Source organism: uncultured Williamsia sp. (assembly GCF_947494875.1).
Classification (GTDB): Bacteria; Actinomycetota; Actinomycetes; order Mycobacteriales; family Mycobacteriaceae; genus Williamsia_A.
Genome location: NZ_CANLWM010000005.1, coordinates 86,274 through 101,636, shown reverse-complemented (window position 1 = coordinate 101,636; position 15,363 = coordinate 86,274). Strand labels below are relative to the sequence as shown.

13 protein-coding genes and 2 tRNA genes are annotated in these 15,363 nt (G+C 69.4%); 3 read left to right on the top strand and 12 right to left on the bottom strand.

Translation table 11 applies throughout. The features are described 5' to 3' along the window. Window positions 1-252 precede the first annotated feature (252 nt). The 6 genes from ndk to Q1A98_RS12795 form a co-directional block, all read right to left on the bottom strand. A complete protein-coding gene (gene ndk, locus Q1A98_RS12820; RefSeq protein ID WP_299574050.1) occupies window positions 253-666 on the bottom strand; it encodes a nucleoside-diphosphate kinase in 414 nt (137 codons plus the stop codon). 38 nt (window positions 667-704) lie between these two features. After that, window positions 705-1,121: a hypothetical protein gene (locus Q1A98_RS12815; protein ID WP_299574048.1), complete on the bottom strand. Its 417-nt coding sequence runs from the start codon at window positions 1,119-1,121 to the stop codon at window positions 705-707. A 115-nt stretch (window positions 1,122-1,236) separates the two neighbouring features. Continuing rightward, window positions 1,237-1,677 carry a DUF4233 domain-containing protein gene (locus Q1A98_RS12810; protein WP_299574046.1) on the bottom strand — a complete coding sequence of 147 codons (441 nt, stop codon included), beginning with the start codon at window positions 1,675-1,677 and terminating at the stop codon, window positions 1,237-1,239. After that, window positions 1,674-3,101 carry a folylpolyglutamate synthase/dihydrofolate synthase family protein gene (locus Q1A98_RS12805; RefSeq protein ID WP_299574042.1) on the bottom strand — a complete coding sequence of 476 codons (1,428 nt, stop codon included), beginning with the start codon at window positions 3,099-3,101 and terminating at the stop codon, window positions 1,674-1,676. The genes Q1A98_RS12810 and Q1A98_RS12805 overlap by 4 nt, the downstream gene beginning before the upstream one ends. Next, window positions 3,098-5,761: a valine--tRNA ligase gene (locus Q1A98_RS12800; protein ID WP_299574039.1), complete on the bottom strand. Its 2,664-nt coding sequence runs from the start codon at window positions 5,759-5,761 to the stop codon at window positions 3,098-3,100. The genes Q1A98_RS12805 and Q1A98_RS12800 overlap by 4 nt, the downstream gene beginning before the upstream one ends. 9 nt (window positions 5,762-5,770) lie before the next feature. Beyond that, the gene (locus Q1A98_RS12795; protein WP_299574037.1) at window positions 5,771-6,376 is read right to left on the bottom strand and encodes a molybdenum cofactor guanylyltransferase; all 606 of its coding nucleotides are present in this window, start codon (window positions 6,374-6,376) and stop codon (window positions 5,771-5,773) included. 50 nt (window positions 6,377-6,426) lie between these two features. Here Q1A98_RS12795 and Q1A98_RS12790 point away from each other — a divergent pair, with 50 nt between their 5' ends. Continuing rightward, window positions 6,427-8,790 carry an FdhF/YdeP family oxidoreductase gene (locus tag Q1A98_RS12790; protein ID WP_299574035.1) on the top strand — a complete coding sequence of 788 codons (2,364 nt, stop codon included), beginning with the start codon at window positions 6,427-6,429 and terminating at the stop codon, window positions 8,788-8,790. After that, the gene (gene fdhD, locus Q1A98_RS12785) at window positions 8,790-9,599 is read left to right on the top strand and encodes a formate dehydrogenase accessory sulfurtransferase FdhD (RefSeq protein ID WP_299574032.1); all 810 of its coding nucleotides are present in this window, start codon (window positions 8,790-8,792) and stop codon (window positions 9,597-9,599) included. The genes Q1A98_RS12790 and fdhD overlap by 1 nt, the downstream gene beginning before the upstream one ends. 3 nt (window positions 9,600-9,602) lie before the next feature. On the opposite strand, the gene clpX is transcribed toward fdhD, so the two are convergent. From clpX to Q1A98_RS12755, 6 genes are all read right to left on the bottom strand, one after another. Continuing rightward, on the bottom strand, window positions 9,603-10,883 hold the full coding sequence (gene clpX, locus Q1A98_RS12780; protein WP_299574029.1) for an ATP-dependent Clp protease ATP-binding subunit ClpX: 1,281 nt from the start codon (window positions 10,881-10,883) through the stop codon (window positions 9,603-9,605). 288 nt (window positions 10,884-11,171) lie between these two features. Further along, complete coding sequence (locus tag Q1A98_RS12775) at window positions 11,172-11,837, bottom strand: ATP-dependent Clp protease proteolytic subunit (protein ID WP_299574658.1); 666 nt, start codon at window positions 11,835-11,837, stop codon at window positions 11,172-11,174. Window positions 11,838-11,910: 73 nt separating this feature from the next. Beyond that, window positions 11,911-12,480, bottom strand: a complete 570-nt coding sequence (locus Q1A98_RS12770; protein WP_299574656.1) for an ATP-dependent Clp protease proteolytic subunit — start codon at window positions 12,478-12,480, stop codon at window positions 11,911-11,913. Window positions 12,481-12,672: 192 nt separating this feature from the next. Then, on the bottom strand, window positions 12,673-14,034 hold the full coding sequence (gene tig / locus Q1A98_RS12765; RefSeq protein ID WP_299574027.1) for a trigger factor: 1,362 nt from the start codon (window positions 14,032-14,034) through the stop codon (window positions 12,673-12,675). Between the two features lie 119 nt (window positions 14,035-14,153). Further along, a tRNA-Pro gene (locus tag Q1A98_RS12760) sits at window positions 14,154-14,227 on the bottom strand. A gap of 41 nt (window positions 14,228-14,268) precedes the next feature. Continuing rightward, window positions 14,269-14,342: transfer RNA gene (locus Q1A98_RS12755), tRNA-Gly, on the bottom strand. Window positions 14,343-14,655: 313 nt separating this feature from the next. On the opposite strand from Q1A98_RS12755, the gene Q1A98_RS12750 reads away from it, so the two are divergent. Further along, entirely contained in the window at window positions 14,656-15,360 is a 705-nt protein-coding gene (locus Q1A98_RS12750) for a L,D-transpeptidase (RefSeq protein ID WP_299574025.1), read from the top strand. Window positions 15,361-15,363: the final 3 nt, after the last annotated feature.

Below are 15,363 nucleotides of genomic sequence, written 5' to 3'. Positions count from 1 at the left end.
CCGTGCGACACCTGGTGTGGCGAAGCCAGACCTGCCGACCCTCGGTGCCACACCTGCGGTGTGAGCGGCGGATGCCGCGGTGCCCGATGGTCCGCGGTGAACTGGGCTGATCACCGTGCGTCGGTCGACGATGTGTCGTCGGCGACACTGCGAGTATCCCACACGCGTCACACGCCTCGACGCATGCCCGAGATACGACACGGCCCGCCGGGAGACATCTCCGGGCGGGCCGCGTGCGGCGGACGGGTGGTGTCAGCTCAGGCCGGGGAACCAGAGCGCGATCTCGCGCTGTGCGGACTCCGGCGAATCGGAACCGTGGACCAGGTTGTTCTGCGTCTCGAGGGCGAGGTCGGCGCGGATGCTGCCGGTGGCCGCCTTCTCGACGGGATCGGTGCCGCCGGCGAGCTGACGGAACGCCGCGATGGCCCGGGGGCCCTCCACCACTGCGGCCACCAGCGGGCCGGAGGTGATGAACTCGAGCAGTGAGCCGAAGAACGGCTTGTCCTCGTGTTCGGCGTAGTGGCCGCGGGCGACCTCGTCGGTCGCGGTGCGCAGGTCGAGGGCCACGATGCGCAGGCCCTTGCGCTCGATGCGGGAGATGATCTCGCCGACGAGTCCGCGGGCGACGCCGTCGGGCTTGATGAGAACCAGAGTCCGTTCAGTCACGGCGACACCCTAGCGGGCAGAGGTGCACGCGCCGCGACTCAGTCGCAGTACTGCCCTTCGACGGGGAAGAACCCGTAGTTGAACAGGTTCCCGTCCTTAGCCCGTGGGTCGACCACGACCTGCACGCAGCCGCCGGGCGATGTCAGAGCCTCGTCGACGGTCGCGTCGAACCGCGCCGCCAGGGCGAGGTTCGCCGCGCGGTACTGAGCGGGGACCGGGATGTCGGCGATGAAGCGGGCGAGGTCGATCGAGTTCGCACGCACCGTGAGGTCGTGCGTGGCGAGGTAGGAGTACTCCTGCGACGACACGGGCACCGGCGGGCCCGGCGGGACGACGACCACCTCGTCCTGAGCGCCGGCCACCCCGGATCCGAGTCCGGCCGCGATGATCCCGGAGACTGCCGCGGCGACTCCGGCGGTGCGGACGAGGGCGGTGATGGTGCGCGCCGACTGCATGGGGTGGGGTGTCCTCTCGGTCGTCCGACGACCCCGGGTGCTCGGGTGTGCGGGGTCGTCCGTGATCGTGTCAGGCGGGGACGGTGCCGTCATCTCCCGCGAGCGGTCCGGGAGGTCACGAATCGGACACGTCTGGCCGCGCCACCGGTCCGTCGCCGTCGAGAGGCTCCTGGCCGAACAGTCGCCCCTGCGCCATCCGCTTCGCGACGTCGCGCTTGATGTAGAGGATGTAGAGCCACACCAGGCCGAAGACGATCCCGACGGCCCCGATCGACCAGTGCACTGCGAACCCCGCGACGAGCACCACCTGCAGCAGGAGGTCGTAGCCGAGTGCCCACGAGCGGCCCTGCAGTCCGGAGCCGAGGATCATCGCGACGGTCACGACGAGCAGATAGGTGGTGGACACGGCGGTGAGACCGCCGCCCACCTTGGCGACGATCGGCAGGGCGAGCAACACGACGATCGCCTCGAGGATCAGCGTCCCCGCCATGACACCGCGCAGGCCGCGCCAGGGATCGTTGGCGGGCGGCGAGAAGCGGGGAGTCGGCTCGCTCATGCCGGGTCCTTCCCGAAAAGGGTGCGGGCTGCGCCCGCTGTGACCACCGAACCGGTGATCACCACGCCGACCCCCGACAGCCCCGCGTCGGAGTCGTCGTCGACCTCCTCGGCGGCGATGACCGCGGCCTCGACGGCGTCGGGGAGGAACTCGCGCACCTGGACGCGATCCTCACCGAAGACGGTCGCCGCGAGATCACCCAGGGTGTCGGCGTCGAGCGCGCGCGGTGAGCCGTTGTTCGTGACGATCACCTCGTCGAGAACGGGCTCCAGGGCGGTCAGCATCCCGAGGACGTCCTTGTCGCCCATCACGCCGACGACGCCGACGAGACGGCGGAAGTCGAACTCCTCGGTGAGGCCGCGCGCGAGGGCCGCCGCGCCGTGCGGATTGTGGGCCGCGTCGAGGAACACCGCCGGCGCGCTGCGCACACGCTCGAGCCGACCGGGGACGGTGACGGCAGCGAAACCCGCACGCACGGCGTCGATGTCGAGCTGCCGGTCGGCGCCGGCGCCGAAGAACGCCTCGACCGCCGCGAGCGCGAGCACCGCGTTCGCGGCCTGGTGCGCACCGTGCAGCGGGAGGAACACCTCGTCGTACACGCCGCCGAGACCCTGCAGCGTGACCATCTGCCCGCCGACCGCGGTCCGCCGCTCGAGCACCCGGAACTCCGAGTCCTGTCGGGCGACCACCACGTCGGTCTCGGCGACGCGCGCCATGAGCACGGCGGCCGCCTCCGGTTCCTGGGTGGCGAGGACGGCGATCGGGTCGACCGGGACGATGTCGTCGACGGCGGGTTTGATGATGCCCGCCTTCTCCCCCGCGACCTTCGTGAGCGTGTCGCCGAGGTAGTCGGCGTGGTCCATCGCGATCGGCGTGATCACCGCGACCGACGGCTCGATGACGTTGGTGGCGTCCCAGGTGCCGCCCATCCCGGTCTCGACCACCGCGACGTCGACGGGCGCCTCCGCGAACACGGCGTAGGCCATGGCGGTCAGCACCTCGAACTTGCTCATCCGGGGACCGCCCGCACCCACCGACGAGTCGTCGACCATCGTCACGTAGGGCTCGAGGTCACGGAACGCGTCGACGTACTGCCGCGGGGTGATGGGTCGTCCGTCGACCGCGATGCGCTCGGTCGCCAGCTGCAGATGCGGGCTGGTGATCCGGCCAGTCCGCCGGTGCAGCGCGGTCAGCAGCGCATCGATCATCCGCGTGACCGACGTCTTGCCGTTCGTCCCGGCGATGTGGATCGACGCATAGCCGCGCTGCGGGGAGCCCAGCAGGTCCATCAACGCGGCGATCCGGTCGAGCGACGGCTCGATACGGGATTCCGGCCACCGCGTGTCGAGTTCGTTCTCGACCTCGGCGAACTCGGCCAGGTCCTCGGGGGTCGGCACGCCCGGGACGCCCGACGGCTCGGTCACGAGCCGCCCATCGCCGCCAACGCCGCACCGAGACGGTCGATCTCGGCGAGCGCCAGCTCGTTGCGTTCGCGGATGCGGGCGACGACGTGATCGGGCGCCTTGGCGAGGAACTGTTCGTTGCCGAGCTTCCCGCTCGTCTGGTCCCGCTCCTTCTCCGCGGCCGCGAGATCCTTGGCCAGACGACGCTTCTCGGCCTCGACGTCCACGGTGCCGGAGGTGTCGACCGCGACGCGGACGGTCTGCGCGCCGACACGCACCTCGAGGGTCGCCGTCGCCGAGAAGTCGTCACCCTTGGCGTCGAGTCGGGCGAGGGTGTCGACATAGGGCGCGAGCGTCGCGAGCCCCGCCGCGTCGAGTCCGTCGATGTCGGCCGGGACGCGCTTGCCCGGCGGCAGACCCTGGTCGCTGCGGAACCGTCGGATCTCCGTGATCAGGTGCTGGACCGCCGAGATGCGTTCGGTGGCAGCCGAATCGGCGTCGTCGCGGGCACCGGTGGGCTGCGGCCAGGCCGCGAGGGTCACCGTCTCGTGCCCGGTCAGCGCGGTCCACAGCACCTCGGTGACGAACGGCATCACCGGGTGCAGGGCACGCAGCAGGGAGTCCAGGACACGGCCGAGGACCAGCGCGGTGGTCTGCGCGGCGTCGCCGGACACCTGCACCTTCGACAGCTCGAGGTACCAGTCGCAGAACTCGTCCCAGGCGAAGTGGTAGAGCGCCTCGCAGGCCCGGGAGAACTCGTAGGACTCGAACCCGGCGTCCGCCTCGGCGAGCACCTCGTCGAGGCGACGGAGGATCCACCGGTCGGCGTCGGTGAGGTCGGCGTCGGACGGGATCTCGCCCACGCGAGCGCCGTTCATGAGCGCGAAGCGGGTCGCGTTGAACAGCTTCGTCGCGAAGTTGCGGCTGTCCTGGGCGTTGGTCTCACCCACCGAGAGGTCCGCCCCGGGGCGTGCGCCGCGCGCCAGCGTGAACCGCAGCGCGTCGGCACCGTAGCGGTCCACCCAGTCGAGCGGGTCGATGCCGTTGCCCTTCGACTTCGACATCTTGCGGCCGTGCTCGTCGCGGACGAGTCCGTGGAGGAACAGGTGATGGAACGGGACGGGGGCGTCGAAGTCCAGTGACTTCCCGACGTAGGTGCCGAACATCATCATCCGGGCCACCCAGAAGAACAGGATGTCGTAGCCGGTGACCAGGACACTGGTCGGATAGAACGTCCGCAGGTCGGTGGAGTCGTCGGGCCAGCCGAGGGTGGAGAACGGCCACAGGCCCGAGGAGAACCACGTGTCGAGGACGTCGGGATCCTGCTCGTAGCCGACCGGCGGTTGCTCGTCGGGGCCGACGCACACCACGTCGCCGTCGGGGCCGTACCAGATGGGGATGCGGTGGCCCCACCACAGCTGCCGGGAGATGCACCAGTCGTGCATGTCGTCGACCCAGGCGAACCAGCGGGACTCCATCGACGCCGGATGGATCTGCGTCGAACCGTCGCGCACCGCGTCGCCGGCCGCCTTCGCCAGCGACTCGACCCGCACCCACCACTGCATGCTCAGGCGCGGCTCGATGGGCTCTCCGCTGCGCTCGGAGTGACCGACGCTGTGGACGTAGGGGCGGACCTCCTTGACGATCCGGCCCTGCTCGGCGAGCGCCTCGCGCACCGCGACCCGTGCCTCGAACCGGTCGAGACCGTCGAAACGTGTTCCGGTGTCGGCGATCCGGCCCGTGGCATCCATGATCGTCGGCATCGGCAGCCCGTGACGCTGACCGATCGCGAAGTCGTTCGGGTCGTGGGCGGGCGTGATCTTCACTGCGCCCGTGCCGAACTCGGGGTCGACGTGTTCGTCGGCGATCACCGGCACGGTGCGCTCGAGGAAGGGGTGCGGCAGCTCGGTGCCGACGAGGTCGCGGTAGCGGTCGTCGTCGGGGTGCACCGCGATGGCGGTGTCGCCGAGCATCGTCTCCAGACGTGTCGTGGCGACGACGATGTGCGGCTGTGCGTCGCCGGTCGACCCGTACCGGAAGCTGACGAGCTCACCCTCGATGTCGCTGTAGGACACCTCGATGTCGCTGATGGCCGTCTGCAACACCGGCGACCAGTTGACGAGTCGTTCCGCGCGATAGATGAGGCCGTCGTCGTACATGCGCTTGAACACGGTGTGCACCGCGCGCGACAGCCCGTCGTCCATGGTGAAGCGCTCGCGCGACCAGTCGACACCGTCGCCGAGACGGCGCATCTGCGCGCCGATGTCGCCGCTGATCTCCTCCTTGGCCTCCCACACGCGGGCCAGGAAGCGTTCACGTCCCAACGTGTGGCGGTCGGTGCCCTCGGCGGACAGCCGCTTCTCGACCATCGCCTGCATGGCGATCGCGGCGTGGTCCATGCCGGGCAGCCACAGCACCTCGTAGCCCTGCATGCGACGGCGACGGCTCAGCGCGTCCATGAGGACGTGTTCGAACGCATGGCCCATGTGCAGCGACCCGTTGACGTTCGGCGGGGGGATGACGATGGAGAACGGAGGCTTGCCGCTGTCGGGGTCGGCGGTGAAGGCGCCGCTGTCCACCCAGCCGTCGTAGATGCGCGCCTCGTGCGCACCGGGCTCCCAGCTCGCGGGCAGCGTGGATCCGTCGGGGGTCCTCGGGGCGGTCTCGGGGCTCGAACTCACCGTTCGAGTCTAGGGAATGGCGATCTTGTCCCTGCGCAGCCGGTGCACGTCCTCGGGAGCGTTGACGTTCGTCAGCCACGTCGGGTCGCTGACGCCGACCCGGTGCACGGTCATCCCGTCGAGTGCGGCGAGCAGGCGGCGTTCGCCTCCGGCGACCAGTTCGGCGAGGCGCGCGGCGCAGGATGACCGGTAGACCGCGGCGAGCGGGTGCTGGCGGGTGGCGTCCTCGGCGATCACCGCCTCGTCGTCGGGACCGAGTCCGGCGACGAGCTCGTCGACGAGTTCCGCCCGCAGCAGCGGCATGTCGGTGGCGCAGACGAAGACGACGGGCACACCGTTGCCCGCCGCGTCGGTGAGTCCCGCGGCGAGAGCCCCGAGGGGTCCGGTGCCCGGGTCCTCGTCGGTGACCCAGCGCAGTCCGGGCTCGTCGCCGAAGGCGGCGTACGCGGGCGAGGCCGTCGCCGCGACAACCGTGATCGGATCGCATCGTCGTCGCAGTTCGGTCACGATGCGCGTGAGCATCGGTTGTCCGCCCAGGTCGAGGGCCGCCTTGTCCTCCCCCATCCGGCGCGAGGCGCCTCCCGCGAGCACGATCCCGGCCAGTGGTTGCGACATCGGTCGAGTATCGCGTGACGGGGCCCGCCCGCGGGGCCACTATGGGGAACATGACGACAACCGGTTCCCGGCAGGACATCCCCGGGGACGGCTACCCCCCGGCCACCCCGCCCCGCCCCGCCGCCCCCGAGACCACGGTCGCCGAACCGGAGGAGACGTCGGTCCACGACGTCAAGACCTACGCCGCCGGCATCCCCGCGGTCGCCGTCTCCATGCAGCGCGGCTTCACCCAGATGGGCCCGTTCCGGACGGCCAAGACGTTCCTGGAGCTCAACCAGCGCCACGGTTTCGACTGCCCCGGTTGCGCGTGGCCGGAGAAGCCCGGCGGGCGCAAGCCGGCGGAGTTCTGCGAGAACGGCGCCAAGGCGGTGGCGGAGGAGGCGACGCGACGCACCGTCACGCCGGAGTTCTTCGCCGCGCACCCCGTCGAGGCGCTGCGCGAGCGCAGCGAGTACTGGCTGTCGCAGCAGGGACGCATCACGCACCCGGTGATACTGCGCGAGGGCGCGACGCACTACGAGCCCATCGACTGGGACTCCGCCTACCGCGTGATCGCCGACGAACTCTCCGGTCTCGACGATCCCGACCGCGCCGTGTTCTACACCTCGGGCCGGACCAGCAACGAGGCCGCGTTCGTCTACCAGCTGTTCGCGCGGTCGATGGGCACCAACAACCTGCCCGACTGCTCGAACATGTGCCACGAGTCGTCCGGTCACGCCCTGTCGACCACGATCGGCATCGGCAAGGGGTCGGTCACCGTCCTCGACATCGAGAACGCCGACCTCATCGTCATCGCCGGGCAGAACCCGGGGACGAACCATCCCCGGATGCTGTCGATCCTGGGTGACGCCAAGCGCAACGGCGCGACGATCGTCGCGGTCAACCCGATGCCCGAGGCCGGGCTCATGCGCTTCCGCGACCCGCAGCGCGTCGGCGACATCCTGTCCGACGGCACCGACATCGCCGACGAGTTCCTCCAGGTCCGCCTCGGCGGGGACATGGCCCTGTTCCGTGGACTGGCCGCCCTGCTGCTCCGCGACGAGAAGCGTTCGCCGGGAACGGTGTTCGATCACGACTTCCTCACCGAGTACTGCGACGGCCTGGACGAGTACCTCGCCGCTGTCGAGCTGACCGACCTCGACGAGGTGCTCGAGGCGACCGGTCTCACGATGGCGCAGCTGGAGAAGCTCGCCGAGCTGTGGGAGCGCTCCGAGCGCACCATCGTCTGCTGGGCGATGGGTCTCACACAGCACAAGCACGCGGTGGCGACCATCGAGGAGGTGTCGAACGCGCTGCTGCTGCGCGGGATGATCGGCAAGCCCGGCGCCGGCGTCTGCCCGGTGCGCGGCCACTCGAACGTGCAGGGCGACCGCACGATGGGCATCTGGGAGCAGATGCCCGAGTCGTTCCTGTCCGCCCTCGACGCCGAGATGGGCATCGTCAGCCCCCGCGACCACGGCTGGGACGTCGTGGACTCCATCCGCGCCATGCGGGACGGCAAGGTCGACGTCTTCATGTCGATGGGGGGCAACTTCCTCTCCGCCACACCGGACACCGCCGCGACGCGCGCGGCGCTGGAGAAGTGTCGCCTCACGGTGCAGGTGAGCACCAAGCTGAACGCCTCACATCTGACCGGTGGCACCACACATCTGATCCTGCCGACACTCGGCCGTACCGATCGCGACATCCGCGGCGGGAGGAAGCAGCAGGTGTCGGTCGAGGACTCCATGGGGTCGGTGCACCTGTCCCGCGGGTCGCTGCGTCCGTCGAGCGATCAGATGCGCAGTGAGGTCGGCATCGTCTGCGAACTGGCGCACGTCATGTTCGGCGCCGACCACGCCGTCGACTGGCTCGGCCTCGCCGACGACTACGACCGCATCCGCGACCACGTGTCGCGGATCGTCCCGGGGTGCGAGGACTTCAACACCCGCGTACGCCAGCCCGACGGTTTCCTGCTGCCGCACCCGCCGCGCGACGCGCGCGAGTTCCCCACCGAGTCCGGTCGGGCGCAGATCACGACCAACGAGCTGGTGTGGTTGCCGACGCCGCCCGGACGGCTGATCATGCAGACGCTGCGCAGTCACGACCAGTACAACACCACGATCTACGGCCACGACGACCGTTATCGCGGGATCAAGGGCAACCGGCGCGTGGTCATGGTCAACCCGTCGGACATCGAGGCCATGGGTCTGGCTGCCGGACAACGGGTCTCGATCATCTCCGAGTTCGAGACGGACAACGGAGTCGAGGAGCGACGGGTCGACGACTTCGTCGTCGTCTCCTACCCCACCCCACCCGGCAACGCCGCCGCGTACTACCCGGAGACCAACCCGCTGGTCCCGCTGGACTTCGTCGCCGCGAAGTCGAACACCCCGGTGTCGAAGGGCATCACCGTGCGGCTCGTCGCGGCCTGATGGGGCGCGTCACCACCCGCGCCCGCGTGAGGCGTATCCGCCCGACGGGCGAGTCGACACGGGCCGACACCCTCGCCGTCGAGGAACCGCTCGAGATGCGGGTCGGTGGGACGCCGTTGACCGTCACGATGCGGACGCCGGGCGCCGACGTCGACCTGGTCCACGGTTTCCTGCTCGCCGAGGGCCTCATCTCGGGCGCTGACGAGATCGCGTCGGTGCGCTACTGCGACGGCGTCGACGACCAGGGTCGCAACACCTACAACGTGCTCGACATCGCGACGACCGACGCGCGCCCGGTGACCCCCCGGTCGTTCGCGACGACGTCGGCGTGTGGGGTGTGCGGTACCGGTGAGATCGACCGCATCCGCACCGCGATCCCGTGGGACCTGAGCACCGACGACTGCCGCGTCGGCATCGATGTCCTGGCCGCGCTGCCGGACGCGTTGCGCGCCGCGCAGACCACGTTCGCGACGACCGGCGGCATCCACGGAGCCGCCCTCTTCCGCACCGATGGCACCATGCTCGTCGCCCGGGAGGACGTCGGCCGACACAACGCCGTCGACAAGGTGATCGGGTGGGCGGTGCGCGAGAACCTGCTGCCGCTGCGCGACACGGTGCTGATGGTGTCGAGTCGGGTCTCGTTCGAGCTGGTGCAGAAGGCCGGCATGGCCGGCGTCCCGATCATCGCGGCCGTGTCGGCGCCGTCGTCGTTGGCGGTGTCGCTCGGCCAGGAGCTCGGCATGACCGTGGTCGGTTTCCTGCGCGGCGAGTCGATGAACGTCTACGCCGGTGGGGACCGCGTGGTCTGAGGGTCAGGCGGTCTTGTCACGACGCTCGTCGCGGCGCGGCTTGCGCGGGACGATCGTCGGGAGGACGTTGTCCCGCACCGTCTCCCCGGTCACGACCACCTTGGCGACGTCGTCGCGGCTGGGGATGTCGTACATCACCGGGAGGAGGACCTCCTCCATGATGGCGCGCAGACCACGGGCGCCGGTCCCACGGTGGATGGCCTGGTCGGCGACGGCCTCGAGAGCGTCGCTGCTGAACTCGAGCTCCACGCCGTCCATCTCGAAGAGACGCACGTACTGCTTGACGAGTGCGTTCTTCGGGGTCGACAGGATCGAGACCAGCGACTCCTTGTCGAGGTTCGTCACCGACGCGACCACCGGCAGACGGCCGATGAACTCCGGGATCAGACCGAACTTGATCAGGTCCTCGGGCATGACCTCGGCGAAGGCGTCGGTCATCTCCTCGTCGTTCTTCTTCGCGACCTCGGTGCCGAACCCGATGCCACGCTTGCCGATCCGATCGGACACGATGCGCTCGAGGCCGGCGAACGCGCCCGCGACGATGAACAACACGTTGGTCGTATCGATCTGGATGAACTCCTGGTGCGGGTGCTTGCGACCGCCCTGCGGCGGCACCGACGCCTGCGTGCCCTCGAGGATCTTCAGCAGCGCCTGCTGGACACCCTCGCCGCTGACGTCGCGCGTGATCGACGGGTTCTCGCTCTTGCGGGCGATCTTGTCGACCTCGTCGATGTAGATGATCCCGGTCTCGGCGCGCTTCACGTCGTAGTCCGCGGCCTGGATGAGCTTGAGAAGGATGTTCTCCACGTCCTCGCCCACGTACCCGGCCTCGGTGAGAGCGGTGGCGTCGGCGATCGCGAACGGGACGTTGAGCATCTTGGCCAGCGTCTGCGCGAGATAGGTCTTGCCGCACCCGGTGGGCCCCAACATGAGGATGTTGGACTTCGCCAGCTCGACGGCCTCACCGCCGCGGACGTCCTTGCGGTCGCCCGCTTGGATCCGCTTGTAGTGGTTGTAGACGGCCACCGCGAGGGTCCGCTTGGCGGTGTCCTGGCCGATGACGTAGTTCTCGAGGAAGTCGCGGATCTCCGAGGGCTTCGGCAGCTCGTCGAGCTTCACCTCGCTCGACTCCGCGAGTTCTTCCTCGATGATCTCGTTGCACAGGTCGATGCACTCGTCGCAGATGTACACACCCGGACCCGCGATGAGCTTCTTGACCTGCTTCTGACTCTTCCCGCAGAACGAGCACTTCAGCAGGTCGCCGCCGTCACCGATTCGCGCCATCGTGTGCTGTACCTCTTCCTCGTGCACCGCCGCGAGAGCCTCACGACGGGCGGACCGACCCGGTGGTCAGTATTCCCGACCGTACCCGTGGGTGCTCCGAACTTCGACCGATAACCACGATGTCGGGACCTGTGTCCCGACCCGCGGCGCGCCTGGTGCGGTGGTGCCGCGGTGCGCCGTCCGTGGTGTCACGACCAGTGCGTTCGGACCCGCGGGCCCGGACGTACAGGATCGCCCCTGTGCGAGCACGCCCGGCGCATCCCTGCCCCCGGGCGTGTCGCCGTCACGTCAGCTCGAGCGAGCCGACTTCTTCCGGTACTCGAAGACCTCGTCGATGATCCCGTACTCCTTGGCCTGAGCCGCGGTCAGGATGTTGTCGCGGTCGGTGTCGCGGCGGATCTTGTCCGAGTCCTGTCCGGTGTGACCGGCGAGGATGTCGTCGAGTCGACGGCGGATGCGCTCGATCTCGGCGGCCTGGATCTCGAGGTCGGAGACCTGACCCTGGTAGGCGCCACCGGTCCGCGGCTGGTGGATCAGCACGGTCGCGTTGGGCAGCGCGGCGCGCTTGCCCGGAGTGCCTCCGGCCAGGAGGATCGCGGCGGCCGACGCGGCCTCACCCAGGCACACCGTCGCGATGTCGCAGTGGACGTACTGCATCGTGTCGTAGATGGCGAGCATCGCCGGCACGCTGCCGCCGGGCGAGTTCACGTACATGATGATGTCGCGGTCGGGATCCTGTGACTCCAGCACCAGCAGCTGCGCCATGATGTCGTTCGCGACGGTCTCGTCGATCGGGGTCCCGAGGAACACGATGCGCTCCTCGAAGAGCTTGGCGTACGGGTTGTACTCCCGCACACCGTTGGGCGTGTGCTCGATGAACGACGGCAGGATGTACCGGCTCTGCGCGCCCGCGGGCGCGAGACCCGACGGGGTCTGGCTGGACGAACCGAACATGGTCATGGGCTCTCTCTCCGAAAAGCTCGTGGTGCCGCGACGCGGCGTGTCGATGGGCCTACGTGGCGGACGGTCAGGGGCGGGTGATGACGTGATCGACGAACCCGTACTCCTTGGCCGCATCCGCGGTGAACCACTTGTCGCGGTCGGCGTCGGCCTCGATCTTCTCCAACGGCTGACCGGTGAACTCGGCGTTGAGCCGGTTCATCTCCTTCTTGGTCAGGGCGAACTGCTCGGCCTGGATCGCGATGTCGGCCGCGGTGCCACCGATGCCGGCCGACGGCTGGTGCATCATGATCCGCGCGTGCGGCAGCGCGTGACGCTTGCCCTTCGCGCCGGCGGCGAGCAGGAACTGGCCCATCGACGCGGCCATGCCCATCGCGTAGGTCGCCACGTCGCACTGCGCGAGCTGCATCGTGTCGAAGATGGCCATGCCGGCGGTGACCGACCCGCCCGGCGAGTTGATGTAGAGGCTGATGTCCTTGGTGCTGTCCTCCGCCGAGAGCAGGAGGATCTGGGCGCAGAGGCGGTTGGCGATGTCGTCGTCGACCTGGGTGCCGAGGAAGATGATCCGCTCGCGCAGCAGGCGCTCGAAAACCGAGTCGCTGAGGTTCAGGCCCGCGACGCCGGAGCTCGCGGTGATCGGCGAACCCGTCGCGGTGAGGAGGTTCTTCGGGTCGGTCACGCTTCCTACTTTCTCCGGGACTGGTGCGCGGACCACGTGTCGGGTCCGCTGCTCGGGTGCTCCACCGACACTAACGAATGCGGGTGGCCACCGGTCCCCGGTGCCACCCGCATTCGCTGACAGCGGAGCGATCTCCGCGTGGAGGACGACTCAGTCGTCGTCACCCGACGTCTCGGCCGCGTCCTCGGCGTCGCCCGTGCCGAAGAACTCGGACGTGTCGACCGCGGCACCGGTGGTGTCGGTGACGGTCGCCTCGCCGACGATCCCGGCGAGGGCCTTGCTGCGACGGATGTCGGCGTAGATGGCGCCGAGCTGATCGGCCTGCTGCAGCTGCTGGATGAACTCCTGCGGCTGCATGCCGTAGCGCTGCGCCTGGAAGATGATCTGCTGCGTGAGCTCGTCCTGGCCGACGGTGGTCTCCTGCTGCTCGGCGATCGCGTCGAGCAGGAGCTGGGTCTTCACCGACGTCTCGGCCGCCGAACGCGCCTCGGCTTCCCACTCCTCGCGGGAGGTGCCCTGCGCGGAGAGGAACTCGTCGACCTTCGCGTCGTCGTGGTCGAAGGCGTGGATCACCTGGTGCATCTGTCCGTCGGCCTCGGCCTCGACGACCTTCTCCGGCACGGGGATGTCGACCGACTCGAGCAGCTTCTCCAGCACCTTGTCGCGCACGGTGGTCGCCTGCTCGGCCCGCTTCGACCGGCCCACGCGCTCCCGCAGGTCGGCGCGCAGTTCGTCGACGGTGTCGAACTCGCTGGCCATCTGGGCGAACTCGTCGTCGGCCTCGGGCAGCTCGCGCTCCTTGACCGAGTTCAGGGTGACGGTGACGTCGGCCTCCTCACCGTTGTGCTCGCCCGCGACGAGCGTGGTGGTGAAGGTCTTGTCCTCGCCTGCGGACATGCCGGCGAGGGCCTCGTCGAGACCGTCGATGAGCTGACCGGACCCCACCTCGTGGGACAGGCCCGTGGTGGACGCCTCCTCGACCGGCTCGCCGTTCACGGTGGCCGCGAGGTCGATGGAGACGAAATCGCCGTCCTTCGCCGGACGCTCGACACCGATGAGGGTGCCGAAGCGGGCGCGCAGGGCCTCGAACTGCTCGTCGACGGCGGCGTCGTCGACCTCGGTCGGCTCGACCTCGACGGTGATCGTCGAATAGTCAGGGAGGGTGATCTCCGGGCGGACGTCGACCTCGGCGGTGAAGGTGATCGACTTGCCGTACTCGAGCTCGGCGAGGTCGATCTCCGGCTGGCCGATCGGGTTGGTCTCGGTCTCGGCGACGGCCTGCGAGTACTTGGCCGGCAGGGCGTCGTTCACGACCTGGGCGAGCACCGAGTCGCGGCCGACGCGGGCCTCGATGAGCTTGGCCGGGGCCTTGCCCGGGCGGAAGCCGGGGATACGGATCTGCTGCGCGAGCGACTTGTAGGCGCGGGCGAAGTCACCCTCGAGTTCTTCGAACGGGACCTCGACGTTGAGTTTCACCCGCGTCGGGCTCAGCTGCTCGACGGTGCTCTTCACGACTGTGACTCCTTGCTGTGGGACCGGGTCGGTGGTGGGTCGTACGCCGGCGGTTGTCGGGGCGACCCTCTGTCAGCGGCTGCGGGCAGCCTCCATGCAGGCGGCCGCCGGCGGCCCTGTCGGGATGACAGGATTTGAACCTGCGACCCTCCGCTCCCAAAGCGGATGCGCTACCAAGCTGCGCCACATCCCGGTCTCGGTGACGACGCCACCGCCACTCCGCGACGGGAGCGGTGGAGCGGGTGACGGGAATCGAACCCGCGTGGCCAGTTTGGAAGACTGGGGCTCTACCATTGAGCTACACCCGCGCGCACACCACGACGGGCGGGATCGCCGTCCGGCGTCGCGTGCAGCGGCGACTCTACCGTGCGCGTCACCGTGGACCGAATCTGCGTCCTGCACCGCCACTCGCGCTGCTCGGCACGTGTCACGAGACCCCACGCGTCTCACCAGTCACACGAGTTGGCACAGGTCACAACGGGACGGGTGTCCGTCTTGGACAGAGGGATCACTCATGCGACGATGGCGATGCGCGGCGGGGGTCTCGCGCAGAAATCGCACTCACCAGCCGCCACCGTTCATGCCCACAGGGCACCGACACCGAAGGTCAGGTCCGAACTCGTGCCGACTCCCTCGAACTCCCGCCGGGGTACCGCCCGCACCCGTCTCGTGACGGTCGTCGCCGGTGCCGCCATCGCGCTGTTCGCGATCCCCGCGACAGCCGGGGCCGTTCCCGCGTCGCCGCCGCCGACCATCCCGGGCCTGCCCGGTGTGCCCGCGCCCGACTTCCTCAAGCCCTTCCTGCCGCCGTCGTCGACGGCGCCGGCACCCGCCCCGGCTGCGCCGCCGAGCACCGAGCCCGCACCGGCCCCGGCCGACCCGGCTCCGCCCGTCGCGACGAAGACCGGTTGGGTCGCGCTCGCCGACGACGCCACGCACACGTTGACCGTGTGGCACAACGGCAAGATCGCGCGCAAGGACATCCCGATCTCGATGGGCTCCAACGCGCACCCGACCCCTAACGGCGTGTACTACACGAAGGAGAAGTACCGCGACATGTACATGGACTCGTCCACGTACGGCGTCCCGGTCGACTCCCCCGGTGGCTACCGCACCTACGTCGAGTACGCGATCCGCATGAGCTGGGACGGCATCTTCCTGCACGCCGCCCCGTGGTCGGTGGCCCAGCAGGGCAAGACCAACGTCAGCCACGGCTGCATCAACGTGAGCACCGAGAACGGCAAGTGGGCCTACGAGAACTTCCCCGAGGGGACGCCGATCGTGGTCCGCGGCACCGTCGGTGGACAGTACGTGCAGGGCAGCTGACCC

Coding starts and splice junctions, on each gene's coding strand:
- Q1A98_RS12790 (WP_299574035.1), top strand. CDS start 6,427: ATGACGACAACCGGTTCCCGGCAGGACATCCCCGGGGACGGCTACCCC.
- Q1A98_RS12810 (WP_299574046.1), bottom strand. CDS start 1,677: ATGAGCGAGCCGACTCCCCGCTTCTCGCCGCCCGCCAACGATCCCTGG.
- Q1A98_RS12815 (WP_299574048.1), bottom strand. CDS start 1,121: ATGCAGTCGGCGCGCACCATCACCGCCCTCGTCCGCACCGCCGGAGTC.
- clpX (WP_299574029.1), bottom strand. CDS start 10,883: ATGGCGCGAATCGGTGACGGCGGCGACCTGCTGAAGTGCTCGTTCTGC.
- Q1A98_RS12775 (WP_299574658.1), bottom strand. CDS start 11,837: ATGTTCGGTTCGTCCAGCCAGACCCCGTCGGGTCTCGCGCCCGCGGGC.
- Q1A98_RS12795 (WP_299574037.1), bottom strand. CDS start 6,376: ATGTCGCAACCACTGGCCGGGATCGTGCTCGCGGGAGGCGCCTCGCGC.
- fdhD (WP_299574032.1), top strand. CDS start 8,790: ATGGGGCGCGTCACCACCCGCGCCCGCGTGAGGCGTATCCGCCCGACG.